Annotated in this window: 25 protein-coding genes; 14 read left to right on the plus strand and 11 right to left on the minus strand. The window is 69.4% G+C overall.

What is annotated here, in order from left to right:
• Positions 1-31: 31 nt before the first annotated feature.
• Positions 32-2,422 carry a transglycosylase domain-containing protein gene (locus ACQEVY_RS29470; protein WP_432952391.1) on the minus strand — a complete coding sequence of 797 codons (2,391 nt, stop codon included), beginning with the start codon at positions 2,420-2,422 and terminating at the stop codon, positions 32-34.
• Between the two features lie 212 nt (positions 2,423-2,634).
• Here ACQEVY_RS29470 and ACQEVY_RS29475 point away from each other — a divergent pair, with 212 nt between their 5' ends.
• Genes ACQEVY_RS29475 through ACQEVY_RS29490 form a run of 4 tightly spaced genes read left to right on the plus strand, consistent with a single transcriptional unit; the run spans position 2,635 to position 6,219 of the window.
• Positions 2,635-3,435 carry an ABC transporter permease gene (locus ACQEVY_RS29475; RefSeq protein ID WP_432952392.1) on the plus strand — a complete coding sequence of 267 codons (801 nt, stop codon included), beginning with the start codon at positions 2,635-2,637 and terminating at the stop codon, positions 3,433-3,435.
• 31 nt (positions 3,436-3,466) lie between these two features.
• A complete protein-coding gene (locus ACQEVY_RS29480) occupies positions 3,467-4,309 on the plus strand; it encodes an ABC transporter permease (protein WP_432955459.1) in 843 nt (280 codons plus the stop codon).
• 13 nt (positions 4,310-4,322) lie between these two features.
• The gene (locus ACQEVY_RS29485; RefSeq protein ID WP_432952393.1) at positions 4,323-5,312 is read left to right on the plus strand and encodes an ABC transporter ATP-binding protein; all 990 of its coding nucleotides are present in this window, start codon (positions 4,323-4,325) and stop codon (positions 5,310-5,312) included.
• 10 nt (positions 5,313-5,322) lie between these two features.
• Entirely contained in the window at positions 5,323-6,219 is an 897-nt protein-coding gene (locus tag ACQEVY_RS29490) for a DUF1707 SHOCT-like domain-containing protein (RefSeq protein WP_432952394.1), read from the plus strand.
• Positions 6,220-6,345: 126 nt separating this feature from the next.
• On the opposite strand, the gene ACQEVY_RS29495 is transcribed toward ACQEVY_RS29490, so the two are convergent.
• The gene (locus tag ACQEVY_RS29495) at positions 6,346-7,680 is read right to left on the minus strand and encodes an SGNH/GDSL hydrolase family protein (RefSeq protein ID WP_432952395.1); all 1,335 of its coding nucleotides are present in this window, start codon (positions 7,678-7,680) and stop codon (positions 6,346-6,348) included.
• A 399-nt stretch (positions 7,681-8,079) separates the two neighbouring features.
• Between ACQEVY_RS29495 and ACQEVY_RS29500 the strand changes: the two genes are divergently transcribed.
• Together ACQEVY_RS29500 and ACQEVY_RS29505 are read left to right on the plus strand one after the other, a co-directional pair.
• Positions 8,080-9,465, plus strand: coding sequence for a DUF445 domain-containing protein (locus ACQEVY_RS29500; RefSeq protein WP_432952396.1), 1,386 nt, complete (start codon positions 8,080-8,082; stop codon positions 9,463-9,465).
• 93 nt (positions 9,466-9,558) lie between these two features.
• On the plus strand, positions 9,559-11,067 hold the full coding sequence (locus ACQEVY_RS29505) for an MFS transporter (RefSeq protein WP_432952398.1): 1,509 nt from the start codon (positions 9,559-9,561) through the stop codon (positions 11,065-11,067).
• Here ACQEVY_RS29505 and ACQEVY_RS29510 read toward each other — a convergent pair.
• Positions 11,064-12,365 carry an MFS transporter gene (locus ACQEVY_RS29510; RefSeq protein ID WP_432952399.1) on the minus strand — a complete coding sequence of 434 codons (1,302 nt, stop codon included), beginning with the start codon at positions 12,363-12,365 and terminating at the stop codon, positions 11,064-11,066. The genes ACQEVY_RS29505 and ACQEVY_RS29510 overlap by 4 nt on opposite strands.
• A gap of 71 nt (positions 12,366-12,436) precedes the next feature.
• Here ACQEVY_RS29510 and ACQEVY_RS29515 point away from each other — a divergent pair, with 71 nt between their 5' ends.
• Together ACQEVY_RS29515 and ACQEVY_RS29520 are read left to right on the plus strand one after the other, a co-directional pair.
• Positions 12,437-13,444 carry a GlxA family transcriptional regulator gene (locus tag ACQEVY_RS29515; protein WP_432952400.1) on the plus strand — a complete coding sequence of 336 codons (1,008 nt, stop codon included), beginning with the start codon at positions 12,437-12,439 and terminating at the stop codon, positions 13,442-13,444.
• Between the two features lie 51 nt (positions 13,445-13,495).
• A complete protein-coding gene (locus tag ACQEVY_RS29520; RefSeq protein ID WP_432952401.1) occupies positions 13,496-13,855 on the plus strand; it encodes a VOC family protein in 360 nt (119 codons plus the stop codon).
• A 32-nt stretch (positions 13,856-13,887) separates the two neighbouring features.
• On the opposite strand, the gene ACQEVY_RS29525 is transcribed toward ACQEVY_RS29520, so the two are convergent.
• Positions 13,888-14,424: a DUF2269 family protein gene (locus ACQEVY_RS29525; RefSeq protein WP_432952402.1), complete on the minus strand. Its 537-nt coding sequence runs from the start codon at positions 14,422-14,424 to the stop codon at positions 13,888-13,890.
• A 186-nt stretch (positions 14,425-14,610) separates the two neighbouring features.
• Here ACQEVY_RS29525 and ACQEVY_RS29530 point away from each other — a divergent pair, with 186 nt between their 5' ends.
• The 5 genes from ACQEVY_RS29530 (at position 14,611) to ACQEVY_RS29550 (ending at position 18,628) form a co-directional block, all read left to right on the plus strand.
• Positions 14,611-15,597, plus strand: coding sequence for a GlxA family transcriptional regulator (locus ACQEVY_RS29530; RefSeq protein WP_432952403.1), 987 nt, complete (start codon positions 14,611-14,613; stop codon positions 15,595-15,597).
• 129 nt (positions 15,598-15,726) lie between these two features.
• Positions 15,727-16,146, plus strand: a complete 420-nt coding sequence (locus tag ACQEVY_RS29535) for an Hsp20/alpha crystallin family protein (RefSeq protein ID WP_328774263.1) — start codon at positions 15,727-15,729, stop codon at positions 16,144-16,146.
• A gap of 297 nt (positions 16,147-16,443) precedes the next feature.
• The gene (locus ACQEVY_RS29540) at positions 16,444-16,896 is read left to right on the plus strand and encodes a DUF2267 domain-containing protein (RefSeq protein ID WP_432952404.1); all 453 of its coding nucleotides are present in this window, start codon (positions 16,444-16,446) and stop codon (positions 16,894-16,896) included.
• Between the two features lie 73 nt (positions 16,897-16,969).
• Positions 16,970-17,734, plus strand: coding sequence for an alpha/beta fold hydrolase (locus tag ACQEVY_RS29545; RefSeq protein WP_432952405.1), 765 nt, complete (start codon positions 16,970-16,972; stop codon positions 17,732-17,734).
• A gap of 57 nt (positions 17,735-17,791) precedes the next feature.
• Entirely contained in the window at positions 17,792-18,628 is an 837-nt protein-coding gene (locus ACQEVY_RS29550; RefSeq protein ID WP_432952406.1) for an MOSC domain-containing protein, read from the plus strand.
• Between the two features lie 57 nt (positions 18,629-18,685).
• Here ACQEVY_RS29550 and ACQEVY_RS29555 read toward each other — a convergent pair whose 3' ends face one another.
• Positions 18,686-19,657: a helix-turn-helix domain-containing protein gene (locus ACQEVY_RS29555; RefSeq protein ID WP_432952407.1), complete on the minus strand. Its 972-nt coding sequence runs from the start codon at positions 19,655-19,657 to the stop codon at positions 18,686-18,688.
• Positions 19,658-19,751: 94 nt separating this feature from the next.
• A complete protein-coding gene (locus ACQEVY_RS29560) occupies positions 19,752-19,952 on the minus strand; it encodes a hypothetical protein (protein WP_432952408.1) in 201 nt (66 codons plus the stop codon).
• A gap of 7 nt (positions 19,953-19,959) precedes the next feature.
• On the opposite strand from ACQEVY_RS29560, the gene ACQEVY_RS29565 reads away from it, so the two are divergent.
• Complete coding sequence (locus ACQEVY_RS29565; protein WP_432952409.1) at positions 19,960-20,931, plus strand: methyltransferase; 972 nt, start codon at positions 19,960-19,962, stop codon at positions 20,929-20,931.
• Between the two features lie 21 nt (positions 20,932-20,952).
• Here the strand turns inward: ACQEVY_RS29565 and ACQEVY_RS29570 are convergent, their stop codons facing one another.
• The 5 genes from ACQEVY_RS29570 to ACQEVY_RS29590 all read right to left on the minus strand — a co-directional run bounded on the left by ACQEVY_RS29570 (position 20,953) and on the right by ACQEVY_RS29590 (position 24,781).
• The gene (locus ACQEVY_RS29570; RefSeq protein WP_432955460.1) at positions 20,953-21,699 is read right to left on the minus strand and encodes a sulfite exporter TauE/SafE family protein; all 747 of its coding nucleotides are present in this window, start codon (positions 21,697-21,699) and stop codon (positions 20,953-20,955) included.
• 285 nt (positions 21,700-21,984) lie between these two features.
• Positions 21,985-22,845, minus strand: coding sequence for an SAM-dependent methyltransferase (locus ACQEVY_RS29575; RefSeq protein ID WP_432952410.1), 861 nt, complete (start codon positions 22,843-22,845; stop codon positions 21,985-21,987).
• 127 nt (positions 22,846-22,972) lie between these two features.
• Positions 22,973-23,392 carry a VOC family protein gene (locus ACQEVY_RS29580; RefSeq protein ID WP_432952411.1) on the minus strand — a complete coding sequence of 140 codons (420 nt, stop codon included), beginning with the start codon at positions 23,390-23,392 and terminating at the stop codon, positions 22,973-22,975.
• A gap of 169 nt (positions 23,393-23,561) precedes the next feature.
• Complete coding sequence (locus tag ACQEVY_RS29585) at positions 23,562-24,059, minus strand: hypothetical protein (protein WP_432952412.1); 498 nt, start codon at positions 24,057-24,059, stop codon at positions 23,562-23,564.
• Positions 24,056-24,781, minus strand: a complete 726-nt coding sequence (locus ACQEVY_RS29590) for a DUF6152 family protein (RefSeq protein ID WP_432952413.1) — start codon at positions 24,779-24,781, stop codon at positions 24,056-24,058. The genes ACQEVY_RS29585 and ACQEVY_RS29590 overlap by 4 nt, the downstream gene beginning before the upstream one ends.
• Between the last annotated feature and the right edge of the window lie 45 nt (positions 24,782-24,826).

Raw genomic sequence — 24,826 nt, forward strand, 5'->3', positions numbered from 1 at the left:
CGTAGGTCCGTAAGTAGCCATGGGCCCGTGGCTATCTGGGCCTCGTGAACGTCACGCCTCCATCCGTCCTGCCCGACGTGACCCCGCCGCCTCCCGTAGACGTGTCGCCGCCCGTCGACCCCGTGCCTCCGTCCGTCGTGCCGCCGACCGTCGGCGTTCCTCCGTCCGTTCCGCCCGTGGACGTCGTACCGCCGTCGGTCGTCGTGCCGCCGCTCGGCTGGTCCGGGGCTGTTGGGGACGGTGGCTCGATGGGGGTTTCCTCGCCGCCGGTGGTCGTGCCGCCGTCCTCGCCGTTTCCGCCGTCGGAGCCGCCCGGTCCGCCGGGGCCGTCCATGCCGTCCGTCGTGCCGCCGTTGTCCTCCTCGCCCCCGTCCCAGGGCGGGTCCTCCCAGGGGTCCTCCGGCGGGAACTCCTCCTCGTCCGCGCCCTCTTGGACCTGGAGGTCGAAGTCCTTGACCTCGGTGCCATCGAGGGCGTCCTGGGTGTACTGGGCCCAGATCTGCGCGGGGTAGCCGCCGCCGTTGATGCGGGCCTGGCCGAGGGCTCCGTACAGGGGGGTGTGGGCGCCCGTTTTCGGGTTCTGGCCCATGATGGCGACGACGGTGGCGAGGTCGGGGGTGTAGCCGGCGAACCAGGCTGCCTTGTCCTCCTCCGCGGTGCCGGTCTTGCCGGCGGCGGGGCGGCCCGCGGCCTGGGCGGCGGTGGCGGTGCCGCCCTCGACGACGCCTCGTAGGACCTCTGTCGTGGTGTCGGCGGCCTCGCGGCTGACGGCCTGCCGTACGCCCGTGGCGCGGGAGGGCAGGGTGACGGCGTTCTCGGTGCCGTCCTTGGTGATGTCGGAGACGAGTGAGTAGCGGCCGTGTTTGCCGTGGTTGGCGAGGGTGGCGTAGGCCTCGGCCATGTCGAGGACGCTCGCGGTGGCGGGGCCGAGGGCGATGGAGGGGGAGGCCGTCAGGTCGGGGGTGGAGGCCGGGATGCCCAGGTCGACGGCGGTCTGCACGACGTTGTCGGGGCCGACGTCCACGGCCATCTGTGCGTACACCGCGTTGACGGACTTGTCGGTGGCCTCGCGGACCGGGATCTGGCCGTACGAGGTGTGGTCCTCGTTCTCGGGTGCGTACCTGCCGCCCTGCCAGCCTTCGACGGGCCGCTCGCTGGTGCCGTCGTAGATCGTGTTAGGGGTGATGAGGCGGCCGTCCTGCGTGGTCGAGCCGTGCTGTACGGCGGCGGTGAACACGAACGGCTTGAAGGTGGAGCCGACCTGGTAGTCGCGGCGGGTGGCGTTGTTGACGTACTGCTTGGTGTAGTCGATGCCGCCGTACATCGCGACGACCTTGCCGGTGGCCGGGTCGATGGAGACGCCGCCGGCGCGGACGTTGCGGTCGATCTTGCGGTTCTTCTTGTCGAGCTGGTCCATCACCTGGTCGTCGACGGCTTTGACGAAGGCGTTCTGCTTGTCCTTCTGGATGGTGGTGGTGATGCGGAAGCCGCCGGTGGCGAGGGTTTCCTCGTCGATGATCTCGCCGCCGATGAGGTAGTCCTTGACGGCCTGTACGAGGTAGCCGCGCTGCCCGGAGAGGCCCGCGGAGCCCTTGGCTTCCTTGGGCGTCGGGAACTCCAGTCCGGCCCGCTCCAAGGGGGTCAGCCACTTCTTCTTGACCATGCCGTCGAGTACGTAGTTCCAGCGGTCCACGACCGCCGGTTTGTTCTCGGGGTGCGCGGTCACGTCGTACGCGCTGGGGGCGTTGAGGAGCGAGGCGAGGTACGCGCCCTGGGCGGCCGTGAGGTCCTTGGCGTCGACGCCGTAGTAGGCCTGGGCGGCGGCCTGGATTCCGTAGGCGTTGCGGCCGAAGAAGCTGGTGTTCAGGTAGCCCTCGAGGATCTCGTCCTTGCTGACCTCGCGGTCGAGCTTGATGGCGATGAAGAATTCCTTGATCTTCCGGGTGACCGTCTGGTCCTGCGCCAGGTAGTAGTTCTTGACGTACTGCTGGGTGATCGTCGAGCCGGACTGTTTTCCCTTGCCGGTGACGGTGTTCCAGGCGGCGCGGATCATGGCCTGGGGGTCGACGGCGGACTCGGTGTAGAAGTCCCGGTCTTCTGCGGCGAGTACGGCGTGCTGGGTGTCCTTGGAGATCTGGGCGAGGCTGACGTTCTCCCGGTTGACCTCGCCGTCGCGGGCGAGGCGGCTGCCGTCCGCGTACAGGTAGACGTTGCTCTGCTTTGTCGCGGCCGCGTTCGCCTCGGGGATCTCGACGAGGAAGTAGCCGAGCGCGAACAGGCCGATGAGCAGCATGAGCGCGCCAATGAAGGTGCTGAGCACCATCCGCCAGGTCGGGAGCAGCCGGCGCCAGCCGGTGCGCCGCCGCGGGCGCGCGGTGCTCGGCGCCTGCGGCTCAGGCTGCGGCTGTGGCTGGTCGTTCATGTGGTGCCGGACTCCCGTTTCGCGGCGTACGTGCCTGTACGCCATCGTTAGCTATCTGTTGCCCGCTGTTGAAGACTCTTGCACCGTGCGTTGCGTTCCCGGCACGAGGCGCACGGTTTGGTCACAGAAAATGCGTGGCACGGGGTACGGCCCTGGGACTAGGCTCCTGCGCTTCGGTGTCTGGCGGGCAGGTGCGCGGGAGGGGTGTGGTCGTGGGCGCGGGGCGGTTGTACGCGGCCGTCGCGGTGGGGAGTTTCAGGCGGTACGCGACGTACCGGGTGGCCACTGCGGCGGGGGTGTTCACCAACACCGTCTTCGGCGTGATCCTCGTCTACACGTATCTGGCGCTGTGGGACGAGCGCCCGGATCTCGGCGGGTACGACCAGGCGCAGGCCGTGACCTATGTGTGGCTGGGGCAGGCGTTGTTCGCGGCGCTGGCCATCCAGAGCGGGGGCTTCGAGATCGAGCTGATGGAGCGCATCCGCACCGGTGCGATCGCGATCGATCTGTACCGGCCTGCCGATCTCCAACTGTGGTGGCTGGCAAGCGACTTGGGGCGGATGCTGTTCCAGTTCTTAGGGCGGGGCGTGATCCCGTTCGTCTTCGGCGCGCTGTTCTTCCCGATGGCCCTGCCACGGGACTTCGGCACCTGGGCGGCGTTCCTGGTCGCCCTGCTGCTCGCGGCGGTCGTCAGCTTCGGGATCCGCTATCTGGCGGCGCTGAGCGTGTTCTGGCTGATGGACGGCAGGGGCGTCACGCAGGCCCTGATGGTCACCGGCATCTTCTGCTCGGGCATGACACTCCCGCTGAACGCCTTCCCGGGCGCGCTCGGCGACGTGGTCCAGGCCTTGCCGTGGGCCGCGCAGCTCCAGATGCCGGCGGATGTCCTGATGGGGGAGGCCGACGCGCTCGGGGCGTACGTATTCCAGGCGGTGTGGGGGGTGGCGCTGCTGGCGGCGGGGCGGCTGCTGCAGTCGGCGGCTACGCGGAGGGTGGTGGTGCAGGGTGGCTGAGAAATCCACGGTCCCTGCCGCTACGACATCCATGGCGGCATCCATACCGGCATCCACGGCCGGCTCCGGGGTCGCGGACGGTCTGCGGGCCTACGTGCTGATCGCCGGCATGTGGATCCGGGCCGGCATGACGTACCGCACCTCCTTCGTGGTCACGGTCGTCGGCAACCTGCTGCTGTCCGGGCTGGACTTCATCGGGATTCTGCTGATGTTCTCGCAGGTCGACTCGCTCGGCGGCTGGACGCTGCCCGAGGTGGCCTTCCTGTACGGCCTCTCCGTGACGGGGTTCGGGATCACGGACCTGCTGCTCGGCTCGTCGGAGGTCCTGGGCACCCGGATACGCGACGGGTCGTTCGACACGATGCTTGTACGTCCCGTACCGGTGCTCGCGCAGGTCGCCGCAGACCAGTTCCCGCTGCGACGGTTCGGCCGGATCATCCAGGGGTCGCTGGTGCTGGGCTGGGCGCTGTTCGCCGTCGACGTCGACTGGACCGCGCCGAAGGTGTTGCTGGTGCCGGTGATGCTGGTCAGCGGCGCGTTGATCTTCGGGGCGATCTTCGTTGCGGGCGCGGCTTTCCAGTTCCTGGCGCAGGACGCCGCCCAGGTGCAGAACGCGTTCACGTACGGCGGCACCACGTTGCTGCAGTACCCCCCGACGCTGTTCGGGAAGGACCTGGTACGCGGGGTGACCTTCGTGCTGCCGCTCGCCTTCGTCAACTGGCTGCCCGCGTCCTACGTACTGGGGCGGCCGTATCCGCTCGACCTGCCGACATGGGTGACGTTCATGTCGCCGCTCGCCGCCGGGGTGTGCTGCGCGGTGGCGGCTTTGGTGTGGCGGTCGGGGCTTCGTTCGTACCGGAGTACAGGGAGCTAGAGGGAGATAGCCAGTGACAGACGGTGTGACGGGTGTAGTGCCCGACGGTTTCATCGAGCTCGACCGCGTCGAGAAGGTCTTCGACGTACGCAAGAAGACCGGCTTCCTGCGCCGGGAGCGGCATGAGGTACGCGCCGTCGACTCGATCTCCTTCACCGTGGCGCGCGGCGAGATGGTCGGCTACATCGGGCCGAACGGTGCGGGCAAGTCGACGACGATCAAGATGCTGACCGGGATCCTCACGCCGAGCGGCGGCCGACTGCGCGTCGCCGGCATCGACCCGTCCCGCGAGCGGACGCGGCTCGCGCACCGCATCGGGGTGGTGTTCGGGCAGCGTACGACGCTGTGGTGGGACCTCCCGCTGATCGACTCGTACAAGCTGATGCACCGCATGTACCGGATCCCGGACGCCCGTTACCGCGAGAACCTCGACCGCCTTGTCGAACTCCTCGATTTGGGCGCCCTGTTGGACGTCCCGGTGCGTCAGCTCTCGCTCGGGCAGCGGATGCGCGGCGACATCGCGGCGGCGCTGCTGCACGACCCCGAGGTGCTCTACCTCGACGAGCCGACGATCGGGCTCGATGTGATCAGCAAGGCGAGGGTGCGGGAGTTCCTGCGGGAGTTGAACACCGAACGGTCGACGACCGTGCTGCTCACCACCCACGACCTCTCCGACATCGAGCAGCTCTGCTCGCGCGTGATGGTCATCGACCACGGGCGCATGATGTACGACGGCCCGCTCACCGGACTCCACGAGATCGGCGACAGCGAACGCACCCTGGTGGTCGACCTGGAACGCGAACTTCCGCCCATCGAGGTCGAACCGGCCCGCGTGGTGAAGATCGACGGGCCCCGCCAGTGGCTCGCCTTCCCGGCCTCGGCGTCGGCGGCGCCGCTCGTCGCGCGGATCGCCGCCGAGTATCCGCTGGTCGACCTCTCGGTACGGGAACCGGACATCGAGGCCGTCATCAGCCGCATGTACGCGGAGAAGGCAAGCTCGTAGGCTTCGGTATATGACCGAAGAACTCCCCGAATTGCGGGCGTCAGACACCGATCGTGAACGAGTCGCCGAAGTGCTCAGGGAGGCCGTCGCGGAGGGCCGCCTCGACATGGAGGAATTCGAGGAACGGCTCGACGCGACGTACAAGGCCCGTACGTACGGGGAATTGGCGCCGATCACCCGCGATCTGCCTGCCGCCGGGGTGACGCCGCCGTCCCCTGTGTCGATGGTCAAGGAGCCCGCCGGGTCCGGGTCGGGTGACTGGGCGGGGCGGATCGTCGGGGGTGAGGGTTCGTCGCAGTGGGGCGTCGCGATCATGTCGGGGTTCGAGCGCAAGGGGCGCTGGACCATGCCGAGGCGGTTCAACGCGTTCGCGTTCTGGGGTGGCGGCACGATTGATCTGCGCGAGGCGGATTTCGCTGACCGCGAGGTCGTCATCAACTGCGTGGCGATCATGGGTGGGATGCAGGTGGTTGTGCCGCCTGGCGTTGAGGTCGTCGTGCGCGGCATCGGGATCATGGGTGGCTTCGACCACCGCGAGGAGGGTGTACGGGGCGATCCCGGGGCCCCTCGGGTGATCGTGACGGGGTTCGCCTTCTGGGGCGGCGTTGGTGTTGAGCGGAAGCTGACCCGCGCGGAGCGGCAGCGGATCAAGGAAGCTCGGCGTCAGGAAAAGCTTGAGCGGAAGGCTGGCCGCCGAGGAGAGCAGGGGGAACTGGAGGTCGGCTCCTCCGCGCACCGGGACGCGCTGGACGAGGCTCGGTCCATCCACCGGGATGCGATGGAGCAGCATCGGGAGTTGCTGCGTCAGCATCTGGAGGAGCGGCGGCCGGCTCGTCCCGAGGAGCGTGACGAGCGGCGCCGGGCTCGTCACGAAGAACGTGACGAGCGGCGCCGCGGGCGGGACTAAGAGCTCGGCCCAGAAGGCGGTATGTCGGCTGCGGGTCCGTCGTGGCTGGTCGCGCAGTTCCCCGCGCCCCTAAGGGGCGCGGTACCGCACCGGACTTTGGAAGGCGCCAGGAGTTGGAGCCCTGCCTCACAGCTCCGCCGGAGCCGCCCCCTTCAGCATGTCCAAGTCGAACTTCTTCGCCATCTCCTCGTAGCCCCGGTCGCTCGGGTGCAGATGGTCGCCCGAGTCGTACAGGGGGTTGAGGCGGCGTGGGTTGTAGGGGTCCCTCAGGGCCTCGTCGAAGTCGACGTAGTCGTCGAAGATGTCGCCCGAGCGGATCTGGGCGTTGACGGCCTGGCGGGTGGCTTCGAGGTTCGGGCGGTAGCCGCGGTGGCCCTGGAAGGGCATGAGGGTGGCGCCGATGACGCGTAGGCCGCGGGCGTGGGCCCGTTGCGTCAGTTCGCGCAGGCCGGTGGTGATCTTGTCGGCGTCCGTTACGTGCGGGGTGCGCAGGATGTCGTTGACGCCGAGGGCGATGACTACGGCCTTGACGTTGGTGCGGCCGAGGACGTCGCGGTCGAAGCGGTTCAGGCCGCTCGGGTTGCCGGCGGGGCGGCCTCCGCCCCCGGCCAGCAGGCGGTTGCCGCTGATGCCCTGGTTGACGACGCTGTAGCGGGGGCCGTCCGAGTCGTCGCGGGCGCGGTTGCGCAGGCGGTCGGCGAGGGCGTCGGTCCAGCGCCGGTTCTCGCCCATGCTGGAGGTCACGCCGTCGGTGAGCGAGTCGCCGATCACGACGACCGTGCCCTCCGACTCGTTGCTCAGCACGTCCACCGCCGTCACATAGCGCCAGGCCCGCGTCTGAGCGGCGTACGGCACCCCGGTGACGTCCTCCGTGCGGTCGCCCTCCGCGGTGTACGAGATCTGCCGCGCCGTCGGGTGGTAGGTGACCGGCCCGGACGGCGTGGGCGAGTACGTGGTCACCAGGATGTCCGTGTCGTGCGGGATCACCAGCCGCGCCGCGTCGCTGACGACCTGCTGCCCGGGCGGCACTATCACCGAGGGGCTGCCGCCGAAGGTCAGCCGGCGCATGGTGTCGGCGGCAGCGGCGGCGTTGTTCGCGGTGGCGGCCACGGCGATCGAGGCGTGCGTGATGGTGAGCGGCTGCTGCCCGTACAGGTTCGACAGGGTGACACGGGCCGCGGTGCCCCCCACGCCCGCGTGCACGACGTTGCGTACGGAACGGCCGGCCATGCCGTGCCTCTCGGTGCCCGGTTCGGCACCGGCCGGGGCCGTCGACCAGGTGCCGACCCAGACGCCGGCGGAGGCAGGAGCCGCCGGGTTGTTGTGCGGGCCCCGTCCGCCCGCCAGCGTGTCCCGGGCGGCGCCGTCGTCGAAGCCGACTCCGACGTAGATGGCCGCGGAAACGGCCATGATCATGGCGAGGATCGCCGACAGCAGGGCACAACCGTGGCGCTTGGTCATGCGGTGCAGGTCTCCTATGGGCAATGGGAGCCCGAGGCTCCGGTGTGATCACCTCATGATGAGGCATGGCAGGGGAGGAATCCGACAGGCCCCCCGGCCCTGTCTCGCACCCCCGAACGAAGACGCAGGGAACTCCTGTTCCGTTCCAGGAGTCGGTCAGGAAGGGAGGAGTCATCGGAAGTCAGTCAGAAGTCGGTGGAAATCCGGCCATGAGCGGTCAGGAGTTCGTTCGGGGGTTCGGTCGGCGGTTCGGCCAGGGGTCCGGCCGGGCGGCCGCGCGAAGCCGCCGACGAGTCCGAGGGGAGCACGTCCGATCCGAGGGGAGCACGATCGGGACGGTCGCGGGAAAGGAGCACAGGAAAGCGACAATGGGTACGGGTTCTGCGAACGGTGGAGTGGATGGAACGTACGAAAGCGGATGAAGTCGAGCGTGACGGGCTCATAGGGCCGAGTGCCCAGCCGGTCCGCGCCCCTAACCGGACCGGTAAGGGGACGACCGGCGGCCGGACCAGCAACCGGGCCATGGGCGTCTACAGCGCCGCCGACGAGGAGAAGCGCCGCGGCGTCCGCCGGATGAAGATCACGGCCACCGGCATGTTGCTCCTGGTCGCCGTCATCTACGTACTCGCCAAATGGGCGTCCCACGCGGGCGCCGGTGCCTGGGCCGGGTATGTCGCGGCGGCGGCCGAGGCGGGCATGGTCGGCGCGCTCGCCGACTGGTTCGCCGTCACCGCCCTGTTCCGCCATCCCCTCGGGCTGCGCATCCCGCACACCGCGATCATTCCGACCAAGAAGGACCAACTGGGCATCTCCCTGGGCGAGTTCGTCGGCGAGAACTTCCTGTCGCACGAGGTCGTACGGCAACGACTGCGCGCCGTCGGCATCGGCAGCCGCCTCGGCGCCTGGCTCGCCGAACCGGAGCACGCCGACCGGGTCACCGCGGAACTGTCCACCGCGCTGCGGGGCGCCCTCGCCGTGCTGCGCGACTCCGATGTGCAGGCCATCGTGGGGGAGGCGATCAACCGGCGGGCCGACTCGGCGGAGATCGCCCCGCGCATCGGGAAGATGCTGGAGGGCATCGTCGCCCAAGGCGGCCACAAACGTGCCGTCGACCTGATCTGCGTACGCGCCCACGACTGGCTCGTCCTGCACAACGACCAGGTGATGGACGCCGTGCAGGGCGGCGCCCCCGGCTGGACCCCGCGGTTCGTCGACAAGCGGGTCGGCGAGCGCGTCTACAAGGAACTGCTGCGCTTCGTCACCGAGATGCGCGACATGCCCGCCCACCCGGCCCGTGGCGCCCTCGACCGTTTCCTCACCGACTTCGCCGCCGACCTGCAGTCCGATACCGACACCCGGGGCCGTGTGGAGAACCTCAAGCGCGAGGTCCTCGGCCGTGGCGAGGTGCAGGACATCATCGCCTCCGCCTGGTCCTCCGTACGGCAGATGATCGTGTCCGCCGCCGAGGACGAGCGCAGCGAACTGCGGCTGCGCGTACGGGCCTCGCTGCTGTCGCTCGGCCAGCGGATGTCCACCGAGCCGAGCCTCCAGTCGAAGATCGACGGCTGGGTCGAGGACGCGGCGGTGTACGTGGTGACGACGTACCGCGACGAGATCACCTCCCTCATCACGGACACCGTCGCGAGCTGGGACCCCGAGCACACCACCCGCAAGATCGAGGCACACATCGGCCGCGACCTCCAGTTCATCCGGATCAACGGCACGGTGGTGGGCTCGCTGGCGGGGCTGGTCATCTATACGGTGTCGCGGGCGCTGGGGGCGTAACAGGCCTCAACTGGGCGTTGGTTCGGGGGGCGTAACCCCTCCCTCCTCGGGGACCCGTTCCGGGTTCGCTCGACGAGGAGGGAGCCCGAGCCCATGTCCGCCACCGCGCCACAGGCCAGCAGCAACACCGTCACCACGGCCATCCCTGCCCGCCTCGACCGCCTCCCCTGGTCACGGTGGCACTGGACGGTGGTGATCGGCCTCGGCACGGTCTGGATCCTCGACGGGCTCGAGGTCACCGTCGTCGGCAACATCGCCGGGCGCCTCTCGGAGGAGGGCAGCGGACTGCCGATCTCCTCCGCGCAGGTCACCGGCATCGCCGCCGCCCTCTACGTCGCCGGGGCCTGCGCGGGCGCGCTGTTCTTCGGCCGGCTCACCGACCTGTTCGGCCGCAAGAAGCTGTTCATGGTGACGCTGGCCGTCTATCTGGGCGCCACGGCCCTGACCTCGGTCTCCTTCCACTCGTGGTGGTTCTTCGCCTTCCGGTTCCTCACCGGTTTCGGTATCGGCGGAGAGTACGCGGCGATCAACTCGGCGATCGACGAGCTGATCCCGTCGCAGTACCGCGGCCGGGTCGACCTGATCATCAACGGCAGCTTCTGGCTCGGCGCGATCGGCGGCTCCCTGCTGTCGATCGTCGCGCTGAACACGGACCTGTTCGCCATCAACGTCGGCTGGCGCCTCACCTTCGCCCTCGGCGTCGTCCTCGGCCTGGTCATCCTCCTCGTCCGCCGCAACGTCCCCGAAAGCCCACGCTGGCTGCTCATCCACGGCAGGGAAGAGGAGGCGGAACGGCTGGTCTCCTCGGTGGAGGAGCAGGTCGCCGAGGAGTACGAGGAGCACACCGGCCGCCGCGAACTCCCGCGCCCCGCAGGGGAGATCACCATCCGCCAGCGCGAGAGCATCGGCTTCGGCACCATCGCCCGTACGGTCTTCTCCCAGTACCGCCGGCGCGCCGTGCTCGGCTTCTCCCTCTTCATCGGCCAGGCGTTCCTCTACAACGCGATCACCTTCGGCTTCGGCGCCATCCTCACCACGTTCTTCGACGTCTCGACCTCCGACACCGGCTACTACTTCGCCGTCATCGCGGCCGGCAACTTCCTCGGCCCGCTCCTGCTCGGCAAGCTCTTCGACACCGTCGGCCGCCGGGTGATGATCTCGTCGACGTACCTGCTCTCGGGTCTGCTGCTGTTCGGCACGGCCTGGCTCTTCGACCGGGGCTCGCTCAGCGCGACGACTCTGACGGCCTGCTGGTGCGTGGTGCTGTTCTTCGCCTCGGCGGGCGCGTCCAGTGCGTACCTCACGGTCTCCGAGGTCTTCCCGATGGAGACCCGCGCCATGGCCATCGCCTTCTTCTACGCCATCGGCACCGCGGCCGGCGGCATCAGCGGCCCCCTGCTCTTCGCCAAGCTGACCGAGTCGGGCGTCGTCGCCGACACCGTCCTCGCCTTCCAGATCGGCGCCGCCCTGATGTGCGCGGCGGGGCTCGTGGCGGCGGCACTGGCGATACGGGCCGAGCGGCGCTCCCTGGAGGACATCGCCCGTCCGCTGACAGCGACCACGGGGCTGGCTCAGGGGACGGCGGTCCGGTACGGCTCCTAGACCGCGGTGGTCAGTTCGTCCTGGGCCGGCCACCTGATCGTGAGTGCCAGCAGCGCGCCCATCGCGCACAGCGCCCCCGCCGCCACCCACACCAGGTCGTACGAACCGAAGGCGTCCCGGGCCGCGCCGCCGAGGAAGGCGACGAGTCCGGCGCCCAGTTGGTGGGCGGCGTTGACCCAGCCGAAGACGACCGGTGCGTCGGAGCCGTAGTGCGCGCGGCACAGGGCCAGCGTCGGCGGGACCGTCGCCACGTCGAGCAGCCCGAAGACGATGACGAAGGTGACGATCGGCGGGCCGACCGTCGCGGTGAAGAGCAGCGGCAGCGCGAGGAGGGTGAGGCCGCGCAGGGCGTAGTACGCGGCGAGCAGCCGGCGTGCGTCGAGGCGGTCGGTCAGCAGCCCGGAGCCGACCGTCCCGGCCACGTTGAAGATCCCGATGAGCGACAGCAGCGAGGCGGCGACGGTCACCGGCATCCCGTGGTCGTGTGCGGCGGGCGCGAAGTGGGTCCACATGACGCCGTTGGTGGAGGCCCCGCAGACGGCGAAGGTGCCGGCGAGAAGCCAGAAGGGCGCCGTGCGGGCAGAGTCGGCGAGAACGCGGAAGGCGCGGCGGGCGGCTCCTGGGACCGGTGCGGGCTTGGGTACGAACTCCCGTGCCCCGTACGGAGGTTGGTTGACGTCCGCCGGATGGTCCCGCAGCAGCAGCCATACGAGGGGCAGGGCGCCCGTCGCCGCCACGGCCAGGGCCAGCGCGGCGGCCCGCCAGCCGTACGCGTCGATCACCTCCGACAGCACCGGCAGGAACACGAACTGCCCCACCACGCTGGCCGCCGTCAGCAACCCCGTGACCAGCCCGCGCCGCGCCACGAACCACCGCTCGGTGACCGTCGCCGCGAACGCCGTCGCCGTGGCACCCGTACCGAGCCCCACCAACACGCCCCAGTACAGAACGAATTGGCCGGACGCGGTCATCGTCGTGGTCAGCCCGGCACCCGCCGCGACAAGCGCGAGAGCGGTGCTCGCGACCCGTCGCATCCCGAACCGGTCCATCAGCGCGGCCGCGAACGGCGCCGTAGCCCCGTACAACCCCATGCTCACAAACGTCCCGAGCCCGATCGCGCCCCGCGACCACCCGAACTCCTCGTGCAACGGCCCGACGAGCAGCCCCGCGAGGGTGGTGAAGGCCCCGGCGGTGACGATGGCGAGGGCCGCGGCGGTGGCGACGATCCAGGGGGTGCGGTTCCGGGTTCGGGGCGAGGTCTGGGTGCGTTTCGAGGTCCGGGTCGTGTTCGTGGTCATGACGTCGAGCCTCCGTTTTCGGGGGCGTCGCAACGAGTGGCCAGATGGCCATGATGTGCAAGAATCTGGCCATGGCGGTGGAGGTAGAAAGCGCAGCAACGCACCGAGTGGCCGTCCTCGTCCGGGACGGCGTCCTCCCGATGGAGCTGGGCCTGGCCCACCAGCTCTTCGGCAACGCGACCTCACGCTCCGGCCGGCCGCTCTACACGCTCCTAACCTGCGCCGTCACGCCCGGCATGATCCGTACGGACGCGGACTTCCCCATCTACGCGCCCCACGGCCCGGAGGCCCTCGCGACCGCCGACACGGTGATCGTCCCGTCGTCCCACGAGGAGGACGAGTACCTGAAACCCGGCGGCCTGAGCGCGGAACTGGCCGAAGCGCTGGACCGCGCTCGGGGCGCGCGTATCGCCTCCATCTGCACCGGCGCGTTCGTCCTCGCCGCGGCCGGACTCCTCGACGGCCTGCGGGCGACCACGCACTGGATGTCGACGGACCTCTTCGCGCGTACGTTTCCCACGGTGAGCGTGGACCCCGGGGTCCTGTACGTCGACGAGGGCCGCGTACTGACCTCCGCGGGCGAGGCGGCCGGCATCGACCTGTGCCTGCACATGATCCGCCGGGATTTCGGAGCCGCCATCGCGGCGAACGTGGCCCGCCGCACCGTCGTACCGCCGCACCGGGAGGGCGGCCAGGCCCAGTACATCCAACGCCCGGTCCCGGACGCCCAGTTGACGGGCTCGACCACCTCCGCCTCGCGCGCGTGGGCGCTGGCCAGGCTGGGCGACCCGCTCACTCTGCGCGACCTGGCCGCGCAGGACGCCATGAGCGTTCGCACGTACAACCGCCGCTTCCGCGAGGAAACCGGCCTCACACCCATGCAGTGGCTCACCCAACGCCGCGTCGACCGCGCACGCGAACTGCTGGAACAGACGGACCACACCGTCGACCGCATCGCGGCGGAGGCAGGCTTCGGCACGGCCGCGTCCCTCCGGCAGCACTTCCACACGGCGCTGGGGGTGTCACCGGGGGCGTACCGGGCGACGTTCAGGGGAGCGGTCGCGGGGCATGAGGAGTAGGGCCTGGGCAGCAGAGCTCAGGGTGGATCTGAGAGGAGCTGATCAGGGCCGATGACCGTCCGCAGGATCGTCCCCGACTTTCCGGCCGACTCCGAGGAGTCGATGGCCCAAAACCGTGATTTCTACGGCCGGTTGGGGCTCGAGGAGGTCATGAATCTCGGCTGGGTCATGACCCTCGCCTCCCCTTCCAACCCCACCGCGCAGCTCATCTTCATCACCGAGGAGCCCACCGCGCCGGTCGTCCCCGACCTGAGCATCGAGGTCGAGGACGTCGACGCGGTGTACGCCGAGGTGGTCGCGTCGGGCGCCGAGATCGTACGAGACCTCCGGGACGAGGAGTGGGGCGTACGGCGCTTCTTCGTACGGGACCCGGGCGGGCGCGTCGTGAATGTGCTCGGGCATCGCGGCTGAGCCGGCAGTCCGGGGCAGGCGTTGCTGCCGGGTCAGGCTCCCGTGGTGGAGCCAGGGCGGACGATCATGAGGACGGTGACGGTTGCCCAGAGCAGGTTGAAGATGCCGGTGTACATGGCGAGTTGAGCAGTGGCGCGGGTGTCGGGGGTTGTTTTGGTGGTCGCCCCGCCGTCCGTGGACGCTTCGCCCGACCCGGCCGTCTCGGTGTCGGCCCCGGCGGTTTCGCCGGCCTCCGCCGCTTCGAGGAGTGCCTCCTGTCGCGGCAGGACCAGGGCGATGAGGGCGGCGGCCGCGAGCGTGGTGAGGGCGATCGAGACGATCAGCCAGGCGTCGCCCAGTACGCCCATGCTGCTGCCTGTGGCGAAGCCGAAGACGGGGACGGCGATGCCGACGGTGGCGTACACGCGGCAGATCCGGTGCAGCAGACGTACGGTCTCCAGCGCCCGCGGGTCGCCCGGCTCGGCGAGTGCCCGGCGTGCGGCGGGCGGGAACATGCTGGCGGCCACGGTGACGGGCCCGATGGCGACGATCGCGGCGAGGACGTGGACGGAGAGAAGGAACTTGGTCACGGCAGGACGGTAGGCGGCGTACGGGATCATCGAGAAGTGGCGATATTGCCAGGGGTCAACGGATTCTCGCCACACCTCTCCACGCGCTGATCAGCAGGGATTCTGTATCGCCTACGCACCTTGAACAGGGGGCTGGCAGCTGCTCCTCCCGTTGGCCAATTCCCGTGCCCCGCCTACCCTTTCGCCATGCACACCATGGCCGTACTCGCCCTCGATCAGGTCATCCCCTTCGACCTCTCCGCGCCGATCGACACCTTCGCGCGCGCCCGGTTGCCCGACGGCCGGGACGCGTACCGGGTGCGGGTCTGCGCGCCGCAGGAGGAGGTGAGCGCGGTCGCCTCATCCGGGTCGGTGCACGCGGTCTCGTTCACGTTGCGGGCGCCGTACGGATTGGAGGCGCTGGCCGAGGCCGACACGATCATCCTGCCCGGCACCGCCGACCCCACCGTCCCGCTGCCGCCCGGCGTACGGGAGGCGCTGCGCGAGGCCGCCGCGAACGGCACCCGGATCGCCTCCGTCTGCGTGGGCGCGTTCATCCTCGCCGCGACCGGGCTCCTGGACGGGCTGCGGGCGACCACGCACTGGCTGGCCGCCCCGCACTTGGCGGACCTGTACCCGGACGTGGAGGTCGACGCCAACGTCCTGTACGTGGACAACGGCCAGTTCCTCACCTCGGCCGGCTCCGCCGCCGCCCTCGACATGTGCCTGCACATGATCCGCAAGGACTACGGTTCGGCCGTCGCCGCGGACGCGGCCCGCCTCGCCGTCATGCCCCTCGAACGGGAGGGCGGCCAGGCCCAGTTCATCGTCCACGCGCAGCCCCCTGCCCCGGCCGGCGGCGCGCTGGAACCCCTCCTGAGCTGGCTGGAGGAGAACGCCGAGCACGACCTGACCCTCGACGACATCGCCGCCCACGCGGGCACCAGCGCCCGCACCCTCAACCGCCGCTTCCGCGAGCAGACCGGCACGACGCCGCTGCAGTGGCTGCACCGCGCACGGGTGCGCCGGGCCCAGTACCTCCTGGAGAACACCACGCATCCCGTCGAGCGGATCGCCGCGCAGGCGGGTTTCGGCTCCCCGACGGCGTTCCGGGACCGCTTCAAGAGGGTGGTGGGTACGAGTCCGCAGGCGTACCGGAGGGCGTTCCAGGGCGCGGCGGTGGACGTGAACTGATGGAGGGCTTGCAGGTCAGAGCGCCGCAGGCCTCAGACTGAGTCGGGGCTTGTCAACTTTCCTCCGGGGAGTTATATAAGAAGTCGTAGGGCATCGCACCCAGCCACCGCAGGAAAGGAGCGACCCGTGATGCTCATGCGCACCGACCCCTTCCGCGAGTTCGACCGGCTCGCCCAGCAGGTCTTCAGCTCGGCACGCCCCGCGGCGATGCCGATGGACGCCTACCGGTCCGGTGACGACTTCATCGTCCACTTCGACCTCCCCGGCATCGACCCCGAGTCGATCGACCTGGACGTCGAACGGAACGTGCTGAACGTACGCGCCGAGCGCCGTTCCCCCGCCCCCGAGGGCGCCGAAACGGTCGTCACGGAGCGCCCGACCGGTACGTTCACCCGCCAGCTCTTCCTCGGCGAAACCCTCGACACGGAGCGCATCGACGCCTCGTACGACGCCGGGGTCCTGACCCTGCGCATCCCCGTGGCCGAGCAGGCCAAGCCGCGCCGGATCGAGATCTCCGGCGGCAGCTCCCGGAAGCAGCTGAAGAGCTGAGCGGCCGACTGACCGGCTGGCTGAGCAGCCGACGGCAACTGACCGCAGCAGACGGCAACTGACGGCAACTGACAGAACGCGACGGCCGCGGGCCGTACCGCCCCGTGGGTTCGCCCGCGGGGCGGAGCCCATGCCCTGAGACGAGACGGAGGACAAGTAGGCGTGACGAGGGGGACGACCATGACGACCGTGACGACGAGGCCGACGCGATCGACCGGATCGACGGGATCGACCGGATCGACGGGATCGACCGGATCGACGGGATCGATGGGATCGACGGGATCGATGGGGACGACCATGACCAGGCCGAAGGGACCGACGGGACCGACCGGGACGGCGAGAACCGCGACCACGACCGGCTGGGATCGCCTGATCGACGCCGTACGGGAATCCGGCCAGTACACCACCACGGCGGAGGCCGAACGCGTCACCCGCATCGTGCTGTCCGCCCTCGGCGGCCATGTGATCGGCGACGAACGCGTCGACCTGGCGCGCCGCCTGCCCGAGGAGGCGGCCACCGTCATCGCCTCCCAGATCCCGGCCACCCGACAGCTCACGGCAGCCGAGTTCGTGGACAACGTAGCCGCCCGCATCGAGGGAGCGACCCCGGCAACGGCCCGCTGGGACGTCAGCTCAGTACTGAGCGTCCTCGCGACAACGGTGGGCGACGACCTCGTGGTCCGCATCCTGCGCCAACTTCCGCCGGGGTACGCCTTGTTGTTCGGCCGAGCTGAGCTGGCGCCCCGCTAAATGAGTTGTTGACGCGGAGGGGGCACGCGCAGACTCGCTGGGGAGCGAGTGGACGGGGGAGTGCATGCCGGTGATGGACTCACCCAGGGATGCATGGGCGGACGGCCACGTCACCACCCCCGACGGCACCCGCATCGCGTACAGCGACACCCAAAGCGGCTCCAGCCCGTCAAGCCCGTCACCCCCACTCCTCCTCCTGCACGGGCTGGCAGGCCACATGGGGGAGTGGGACGACCTGGCGGCGCGACTCCTGGTGGACGGCCACCGGGTGGTGAGGTACGACGCCCGAGGCCACGCCGCCAGTACGCGCCGCCCACGGGACATGACGAGAGCGTCCAACGTGGCGGACGCTGTGGCCGTGATCGAGCACCTGTCCCTGGCCCCGGTAACGCTGGTGGGCCAGTCATTGGGCGGCCACACGGCGTTCCTCACCGCGGCGGCCCACCCGCACCTCATCGACACCCTGATCCTGATCGAGGCGGGCCCGTCCGGCCCGAACCGCAACCTGCCGACGGAGATAGCCAGTTGGCTGGACAAGTCCCCGGTGCCCTTCGTGGACAAGGACATGATGGTGGCCGCGGTGGCGGAGCTCGCCCAGCGCTCGTACTGGGCCGAGTGGGAACAAGTCCGCTGCCCCACCTTCGTCATACGCGGTGCACAAGGCACGATGCCGGCATCGGAGATGGCGGAGATGCGAACCCGACGCCCGGTGTCGGCGTCGGCGTCGACGACGATCGAGACCGCGGTCATCGAGGACGCGGGGCATGACGTGCACTTGGATCAGCCGGAGAGGCTGTACGAAGCGGTGCGGGGCTTTCTGGCACGGGGCGCTGAATGAATGACGTACGGCGTGAATGACGTACGGCATGAACGGCGTACGAGATAAGGGGAGCGCGTGGCCAGAGTCGTAGAACTGTCGTACTACCCAATCAAGGGATGCGCCGGCGTCTCGGCGCATGACGCGGTGCTGACGTCCGCGGGGCTTGCGCACGACCGGAGCTTCATGGTCACCAGCGAGGAAGGCGTGTACCGGACGCAACGGCGCTGGCCGCGGCTGGCGTTGATCCGCCCCGGGATCAGCCCCGACGGGGAACGGCTCAGCCTCCGCGCCCCCGGTCACCCGTACGCGTTGGACATCGGCGTCGACGCATCTGGCCCGCGCCGGGACGTGGACCTGTTCGGTGCGCCGTTCACGGGGATCGATCAGGGCGACGAAGCCGCCGCGTGGCTGTCCGAGGTTCTCGGTGCGCCGAGCCGTCTGGTACGCGTACCGCCCGAGCATGACCGAGTCACCGACGGGCAGGTCCCCGGCACCTCCGGTTACGCCGACAGCAGCGCCGTCCACGTCCTGTCACGGTCGACCCTCGACCTGCTGAACGGACGGCTGACCGAGAGCGGCGGCGATGCGCTCCCCATGGACCGTTTCCGCCCGAACATCGTCATCGGCGGCTGGGACGACCCCCACACCGAGGACCGCGTCCGCCGGATCGCCATCGCCGATACGGAACTCGGCTACACCAAGCTCGCCATCCGCTGCGCCGTCACTCTGGTCGACCAGGAAACCGGTACGAGGACCGGCCCTGAACCCCTCCGCACCCTCGCGAGCTACCGCCGAGCCGCCTCGGGCGGGGGCGGCGTGGCCTTCGGCACCAAGTACGCCGTACTCCGGCCGGGGAAGCTGTCCGTGGGCGACGAGGTGCGGGTGACTTTGTGGGGCGAGGCTGAGCTGTAGCGCGGTGGCGAAAGAGGACAGGGGGTGCCGGGTGCGTGGCCGGCCGACAGGTGACCGTCAGGGCCTGGTCGTGGCTGCGTATTCGGCGGGTGTCTGGCCGTACTGCTTCTTGAAGGCGCGGATGAAGTGGCTGCTGTCGGAGAAGTGCCAGTGGGCGGCGAGTTCGGAGATGGTCCACCGGCCGGACGGGGTGGTGAGGGCGAGGCGGGCTTCTTCCAGCCGCCGTTGGCGGATGTAGGCGGACACCGACTCTCCCGACGCGGCGAACGCCCGCTGCAAGGTCCGTACGGAGACGTTGAGTTGACGTGCCAACATTGCCGGCGACAGTTCGGGGTCGGCGAGGTGGCTGTTGGCCAGGTCCTTCGCGGCCTGGGCGAGTGCGGGGGCCAACCGGGGCTCCGCATCGTCGAATTGCCCCTGCATCACCGCCTTGGCCAGCTCGATCAGGGCGCTGTGAGCGGCGTGCACACCGGCCGGGCCGAGGTCGGCGATGGTCGCGTGGACCATGTTCGTGTGGGCCACCAGCAGGCGCACCTCGGGTGAGTCCGCAGGCCCGGTGATGACCCGGTTCCCGAGTACGGGGCTGAGCCTTGCGGCGGGCAGAGCGAGGATCTTCGTCGTCGTATGCGGCGCCGTCTCGAACGCATAGGGGCGTCCGAAGTGCCGGATGCGGAACTGCCCGGCGGAAACCGTGTGTTCGCCGCGATCTGACAGGTCGTCCAACGTCCATCTGCCACGCCGCACCACGTGCATCACCACCGCATCGTGATCGTCACCCGGGGTGCCCGACAGGGCCGACGTGCTGCGGACATCAGAGATGGCCACGTCGCGCACCTTGGCGGCGCGGCCCTTGACCCGGAGGTCACCGATCGTGGCCGGACTGAAGCTCGGCAGCCGGAAGACATCGCCGATCTGCGTCTCCCATGCGCGCCGTAAGGCCTCGAACCCGCGCGGCCCGGCGCCCGCGCGGGTCGAGTCCAGTAAGAACGCCCCGCGCGACCCCTCGGTCTTCGGTGCAGCGTTGTTCATCGTCTACCTCCATGCACCCCGACAACGTTGTCTCGTGGCGCGGATGTTCCGTCCTGATGCCGCTGTGGTTCAAGGTCGTGCTGCGCTGACCTTCCTAAGCTTCGGCGGGGGGAGCAAAACCAGGGCGGTTCCGGGTCCGGTCCGCATAAATGCGGACAAAACTCGTGCGCCCCGCGGTGTCCCGCCGCCCGACCGTCGACTGTTCGATCAGTCCGTCGTCACCGACGGGCTTCACGAGAAGAGCGCTGATGAATCCGCCGATGCCTATGCCGATACCGAAGCCGACAGATGTCATGTTGCAGATGGCGGGAGGCTTTCAGGTCTCCCAGGCCGTCTACGTCGTCGCCAAGCTGGACCTGCCGACGATGCTGGACGAGGCCGGCGGCCCGCTGACGGTAAGCGAACTGGCAGAGCGATCCGGTGCCCAGGTCCAGCACTTGCGCCGTCTGCTGCGCACCCTCGCTTCGATGGGGCTGTTCACCCTCGACGGCGACGAGGTGTCCCTGGCACCCATCGGCGCGACGCTGTCCCGCAACGCCGCCGATTCCATGCACGCGGCGACACTCATGTGGATGGAGACCCACTACGCCCCCTTCGGCGATCTGCTCCACACGCTGAAGACGGGCGAGCCCGCCTCCGACCACTACCTCGGCAAGCCCTTCTTCGACTGGGTGACCGAAAACCCGGACCGGTCGCAGCAGTTCAGCGATGCGATGGCCTCGGTCACCAAGGGCCTTCGTACCGGCATGTTCGACGACTACGCGCTGCCCGCGGGCGAGCTCGTCGCCGACATCGGGGGAGCCGACGGCAGCGTGCTGGTCGAACTCATCAAGGACCTGCCCGACCGCCGCGGGATCGTCTTCGATCTGCCCCCGGTGACGCAGGCGGCGCGGGCCACCATCGCCGCCCGCGGGCTCGAGGGCCGGGTCGAGGTCGTCGGCGGTGACTTCTTCGACAGCGTGCCCGCCGCGGACGTATACGTACTCAGCTACATCCTTCACGACTGGGACGACGCCTCTGCCCTGCGCCTGCTCCAGTCGGTGGCCAAGGCGGGTGGGCCGGGAGCCCGGGTGCTGGTCATCGAGACCATCGTGCCGGACGGCGGCGAACCCCATCTGGCCAAGATGATCGACCTCACGATGCTCGGCATGGGTCCCGGTATGGAACGGACCAAGGCGGAATACGAGTCGCTGCTGAACGCCGCCGGCGTCGGCATCGACAGGGTCGTACCGACGCCGACTCCGTACTCGATCATCGAGGCGACGGTCGCCTGAGACCCGATCCGACCCGACCCGTCAGCGGAGCAGTAGCTGGACGATGGAGACGACTCCGATCGTCACGATCAGCGCTCGCAGCACCGCGGGGCTGAAGCGGCGGCCCACCTTGGCTCCGAGTTGGCCGCCGAGCGCGGAACCGGCCGCGATGAGCACGACGGCGGTCCAGTCGAAGTCCGCTACGAAGAGGAAGAACAGGGCGGCGACCGTGTTCACGATGCCGGCCAGTACGTTCTTGACGGCGACGAGGCGCTGCATCTTCTCGTCGAGGAGGATGCCCATCAGGGACATGTAGATGATTCCCTGGGCGGCGGAGAAGTAGCCGCCATAGACGCTGGCCAGCGTCAGACCGATGAACAGCAGCGGGCCACCGTCGCGACGCTTGGTGTCGCCCGGTGCGTCGCGGCGGACCCGCTTGCTGATCAGCGGCTGGACCACGACGAGAACGAGGGCGAAGCCCACCAGCACCGGCACGATCGTCTCGAACGCGGTGCTGGGCAGGGCCAGCAGCAGGACGGCGCCGGTGACGCCGCCTAGCACGGCCCCGACGCCGAGTTTCAGAACGCGTCGGCCCTGTCCGACGAGCTCCTTCCGGTAGCCGATGACGCCGCTGATGGCGCCGGGGACGAGGCCGAGCGCGTTGGAAACGGTGGCGGTGACGGGCGACAGCCCGGTGGCGAGCAGAACGGGAAAGGTGATCAGCGTCCCGGAACCGACCACGGTATTGATGGCACCAGCGCTCATGCCGGCGCCGAACACGGCGAGCATCTCGACCGGCGTCACGCGGAGGCTCCGCCGACGGCGATGACAGCTGCGGCAGTCGCTACTGCAGTCACTGCCGCTGTCGCAGTCGCGGCCGCCGGTATGGGTCCTGTTCGCCGGCGTCCAGGGCCGGAGGAGATCTTCATGCAGCCGACATTAGACGGGTGAGATTTCGGCGCCCGCCGAATGGTCGCGCAAGCCGGCCCCGCCTACTCCGCGTCACCGGAGACCTCGTACGACCTCGGGACTCGTACGACCTCGAGTCCTCGTATGCCGTCGTACGCCCCGGTGTCAGGGCTTGCGCGCAACACCGCCGTACTCGTTCACCTCCGGCGGCAGCCCACCCGCACCGTCGCCATCACCGCCACCGCTCCCGCCCCAGCCATCGTCAGCGAAGTCGAGCCGCCACCGCGAGCACGAGACCACCCCTGGTTCCACCAGCTCCAGCCCGTCGTAGTAACGCGCGATCTGCTCGGGGCTGCGGAGGATGTACGGAGCGCCGCTTATCTCGTTGTAGCGCCGCGTGGCCTCGTTGTAGACCTCGTTGGTGTTGCCGCCGTCGTAGTGCACCAGGTAACTGCCGGACGGCAGCCCCGCCATCAGCCGCCGGACGATCGAGCAGGCCTCGTCGTGGTCCTCGACAAGCCCCAGGATGCCCATCAGCATCAACGCGACGGGCCGAGTGAAGTCCAGGGCCTCCCTGGCCGCCTCCAGGATCCGCTCCGGTTCCCGCAGATCGGCGTCGATGTACAGGGTGCTCCCCTCGGGCGTGGTGCTGGTGAGCAGGGCCTGGGCATGGGCCAGTACGAGCGGATCGTTGTCGACGTACACGACCCGCGCGTCGGGGGCCACCCGCTGCGCCACCTCATGCGTGTTGTCCACGGTGGGCAGCCCGGTCCCGACATCGAGGAACTGCCGGATCCCCCGCTCTCCCGCCAGAAACCGCACCGCCCGCACAAGGAAGTACCTGCTGGCCCGGGCCTCCTCCTCGATCCCCGGAAACAGCTCCTTGAACGCGTCCCCGGCCGCCCGGTCTACCTCGTAGTTGTCCTTGCCGCCCAGCCAGTAGTTCCAGATCCGCGCCGACTGCGGCGCCGAAGTGTCGATCTTGGACAACGCCCGCTGCGCAGGGTCTGTCGACCCGTCAGTCATAGCCACTCCCATGGTGTCCGCGTCCCCCCAACGTAGGACGGGGAGTCACCTTTCACCACTACGCCCCCGGCCAACACCGGGGCGCTGCACGGCAGTTACGAGCGCCCCGGGCCCGGGCGCTGCGGCGTTACTCCGGTGTTGGAGCCGACTGGGTCTGGGCGTTGAAGACCAGCTCCCACAAGTGCCCGTCGGTGTCGGTGAAGTAGCCCATGTACGACCCGTCGTAGGTGCCCGCGGGCTTGGGAACCGCCCCGCCCGCCGCCACGGCTCGGGCGAGGGTGTCGTCGACTTCCGCCTTGCTGCCGATGGCGCAGGAGATGACACACGCACCCGGCACGGCGGCGCCGGGAGTGCCGACACCGGCACGGTCGGTGTACGTCCCGTACTCCTCGCGCTCGATCAGAAAGAGCGACAGGTTCGGCAGCTCGAAGAGGATGGCGCCTCCGTCGATGCCTTCCGTGGACAGACCGAGTCCGTCCCGGTAGAAGCGCAGAGACCGGTCGAGGTCGGCGACCGGGAGCGAGAGGACGACGGTTTTCGGCTTCATGCGTTCTGACTCCTCACGTGGTTGGGGTTCACGTTATCGAGCCACAACGCTGCTCAACTCCGCCGGAATGGGTCGGGGTTGGCGGCAGCAGGCCGAGCCGGTCAGCAGGCCGAGCGCGTCAGTAGGACTGGCGGTCGCGGTCGCTGTGCGGTGTGCCGCTGTGGCGGCGTCAGGTGTAGGCCAGGAGCCTGCCCGCGATCGTGACTCCCGACCACGACGTGAGGGAGACGACCGCGGCGAGCCGGGCTGCGACAGGCGTCGGCTGTTCCATGTCCCAGTCGGCCACATTGCGGTAGGTCCGCCGATGGAAGATCAGGATGTTCAGGCCTGCGAGCAGGATGAGGCCGAGCTTCCACGGAGCGCTGCCGCGCTCGGCGATGAGGCCGGCGCCAGGCACGAACATGGCCACGCCGGTGACCGCCGCGATCACGAAGCCGAGGTGTGACAGGCGGAGCAGGTGGTAGGCCGCGGTCGTCACCCGCAGTGTCCGCGCCCCGAGCCCCAGCAGCCGAAGATCGAATGCTGCGGCCGGGCCGATGAGGAGGGCGATGCCGATGATGTGGACGCTTTCGAGCACCGGATAGAGGTAGGCCGTGCCACGGACGGCCTCGGCGAACCAGCTGTCCTCCAGCCAGGAGAAGACACTGTCCATGACGAGTGCCGTCACGCCCGGGACGAGCGTCGTCGCAGGTAGAGGGCTCCACCTGCGATGACTGCGACCAGTACGCCCCCGAGCGTGGCCCACACCACGGTCGATGACGTGCCTTCGGAGTCCGAGTCCGCTGCGGCCGACGGGGAGTCCTGGTCGGCGTCACCGGACGCTGCGTCGCCCTCCGGATATGGGACCGGCAGCGGCGTCGCCGGGAGTTCCTCGTTGAGCACCTGGTTGACAGGCTTCCCCTCTTCGTACCAGAACACGACCGGACGGAACTCGTCGGTGTGACTCCTGCCGACGTAACCGACGGCTTCAATCCGCTCACCGTCTTCGAGTTCGCGGTCCAGGCCCCACATCCCCGTGAAGCTCGGCGGCGCGATGGTGACCTCCAGCTCGTCGTGAGACCCGCTGAAGGATGGTGCGGCGTTGATCGGGTCGCTGTCGGGGGCGTCCCGCAGTCCCTCGGGCAGATCGCGCTCGGGGGTGTCAGCGGGGAGGTCTCCGTCGACGGTCACAGTGAAGTGGGAGTGCGGCTCGCCCCAGCGGACCTGCGAGACGGTACCCGCTACGTAGTAGAGGCGATCGGTGTCGAAGTCGTCGAACCCGTGATGCGCCTGCGCGGCACCCGCCGAGAACAAGGTGAGCGTCACCGCGGAGGCCAGGGCCGCGGCCACCAGCCTGACGAGACGGGCGCCCTGATGAGCCGCGGAGGCGGCGACCGGGTTGAAGTGCATACCGAGCCGTTCCTTCGAGAGGTCTTGGGGGGGGGTGCCGCAGCC

It is taken from the genome of Streptomyces sp. CA-288835 (assembly GCF_050936385.1).
In the GTDB taxonomy this organism is placed as follows: domain Bacteria; phylum Actinomycetota; class Actinomycetes; order Streptomycetales; family Streptomycetaceae; genus Streptomyces.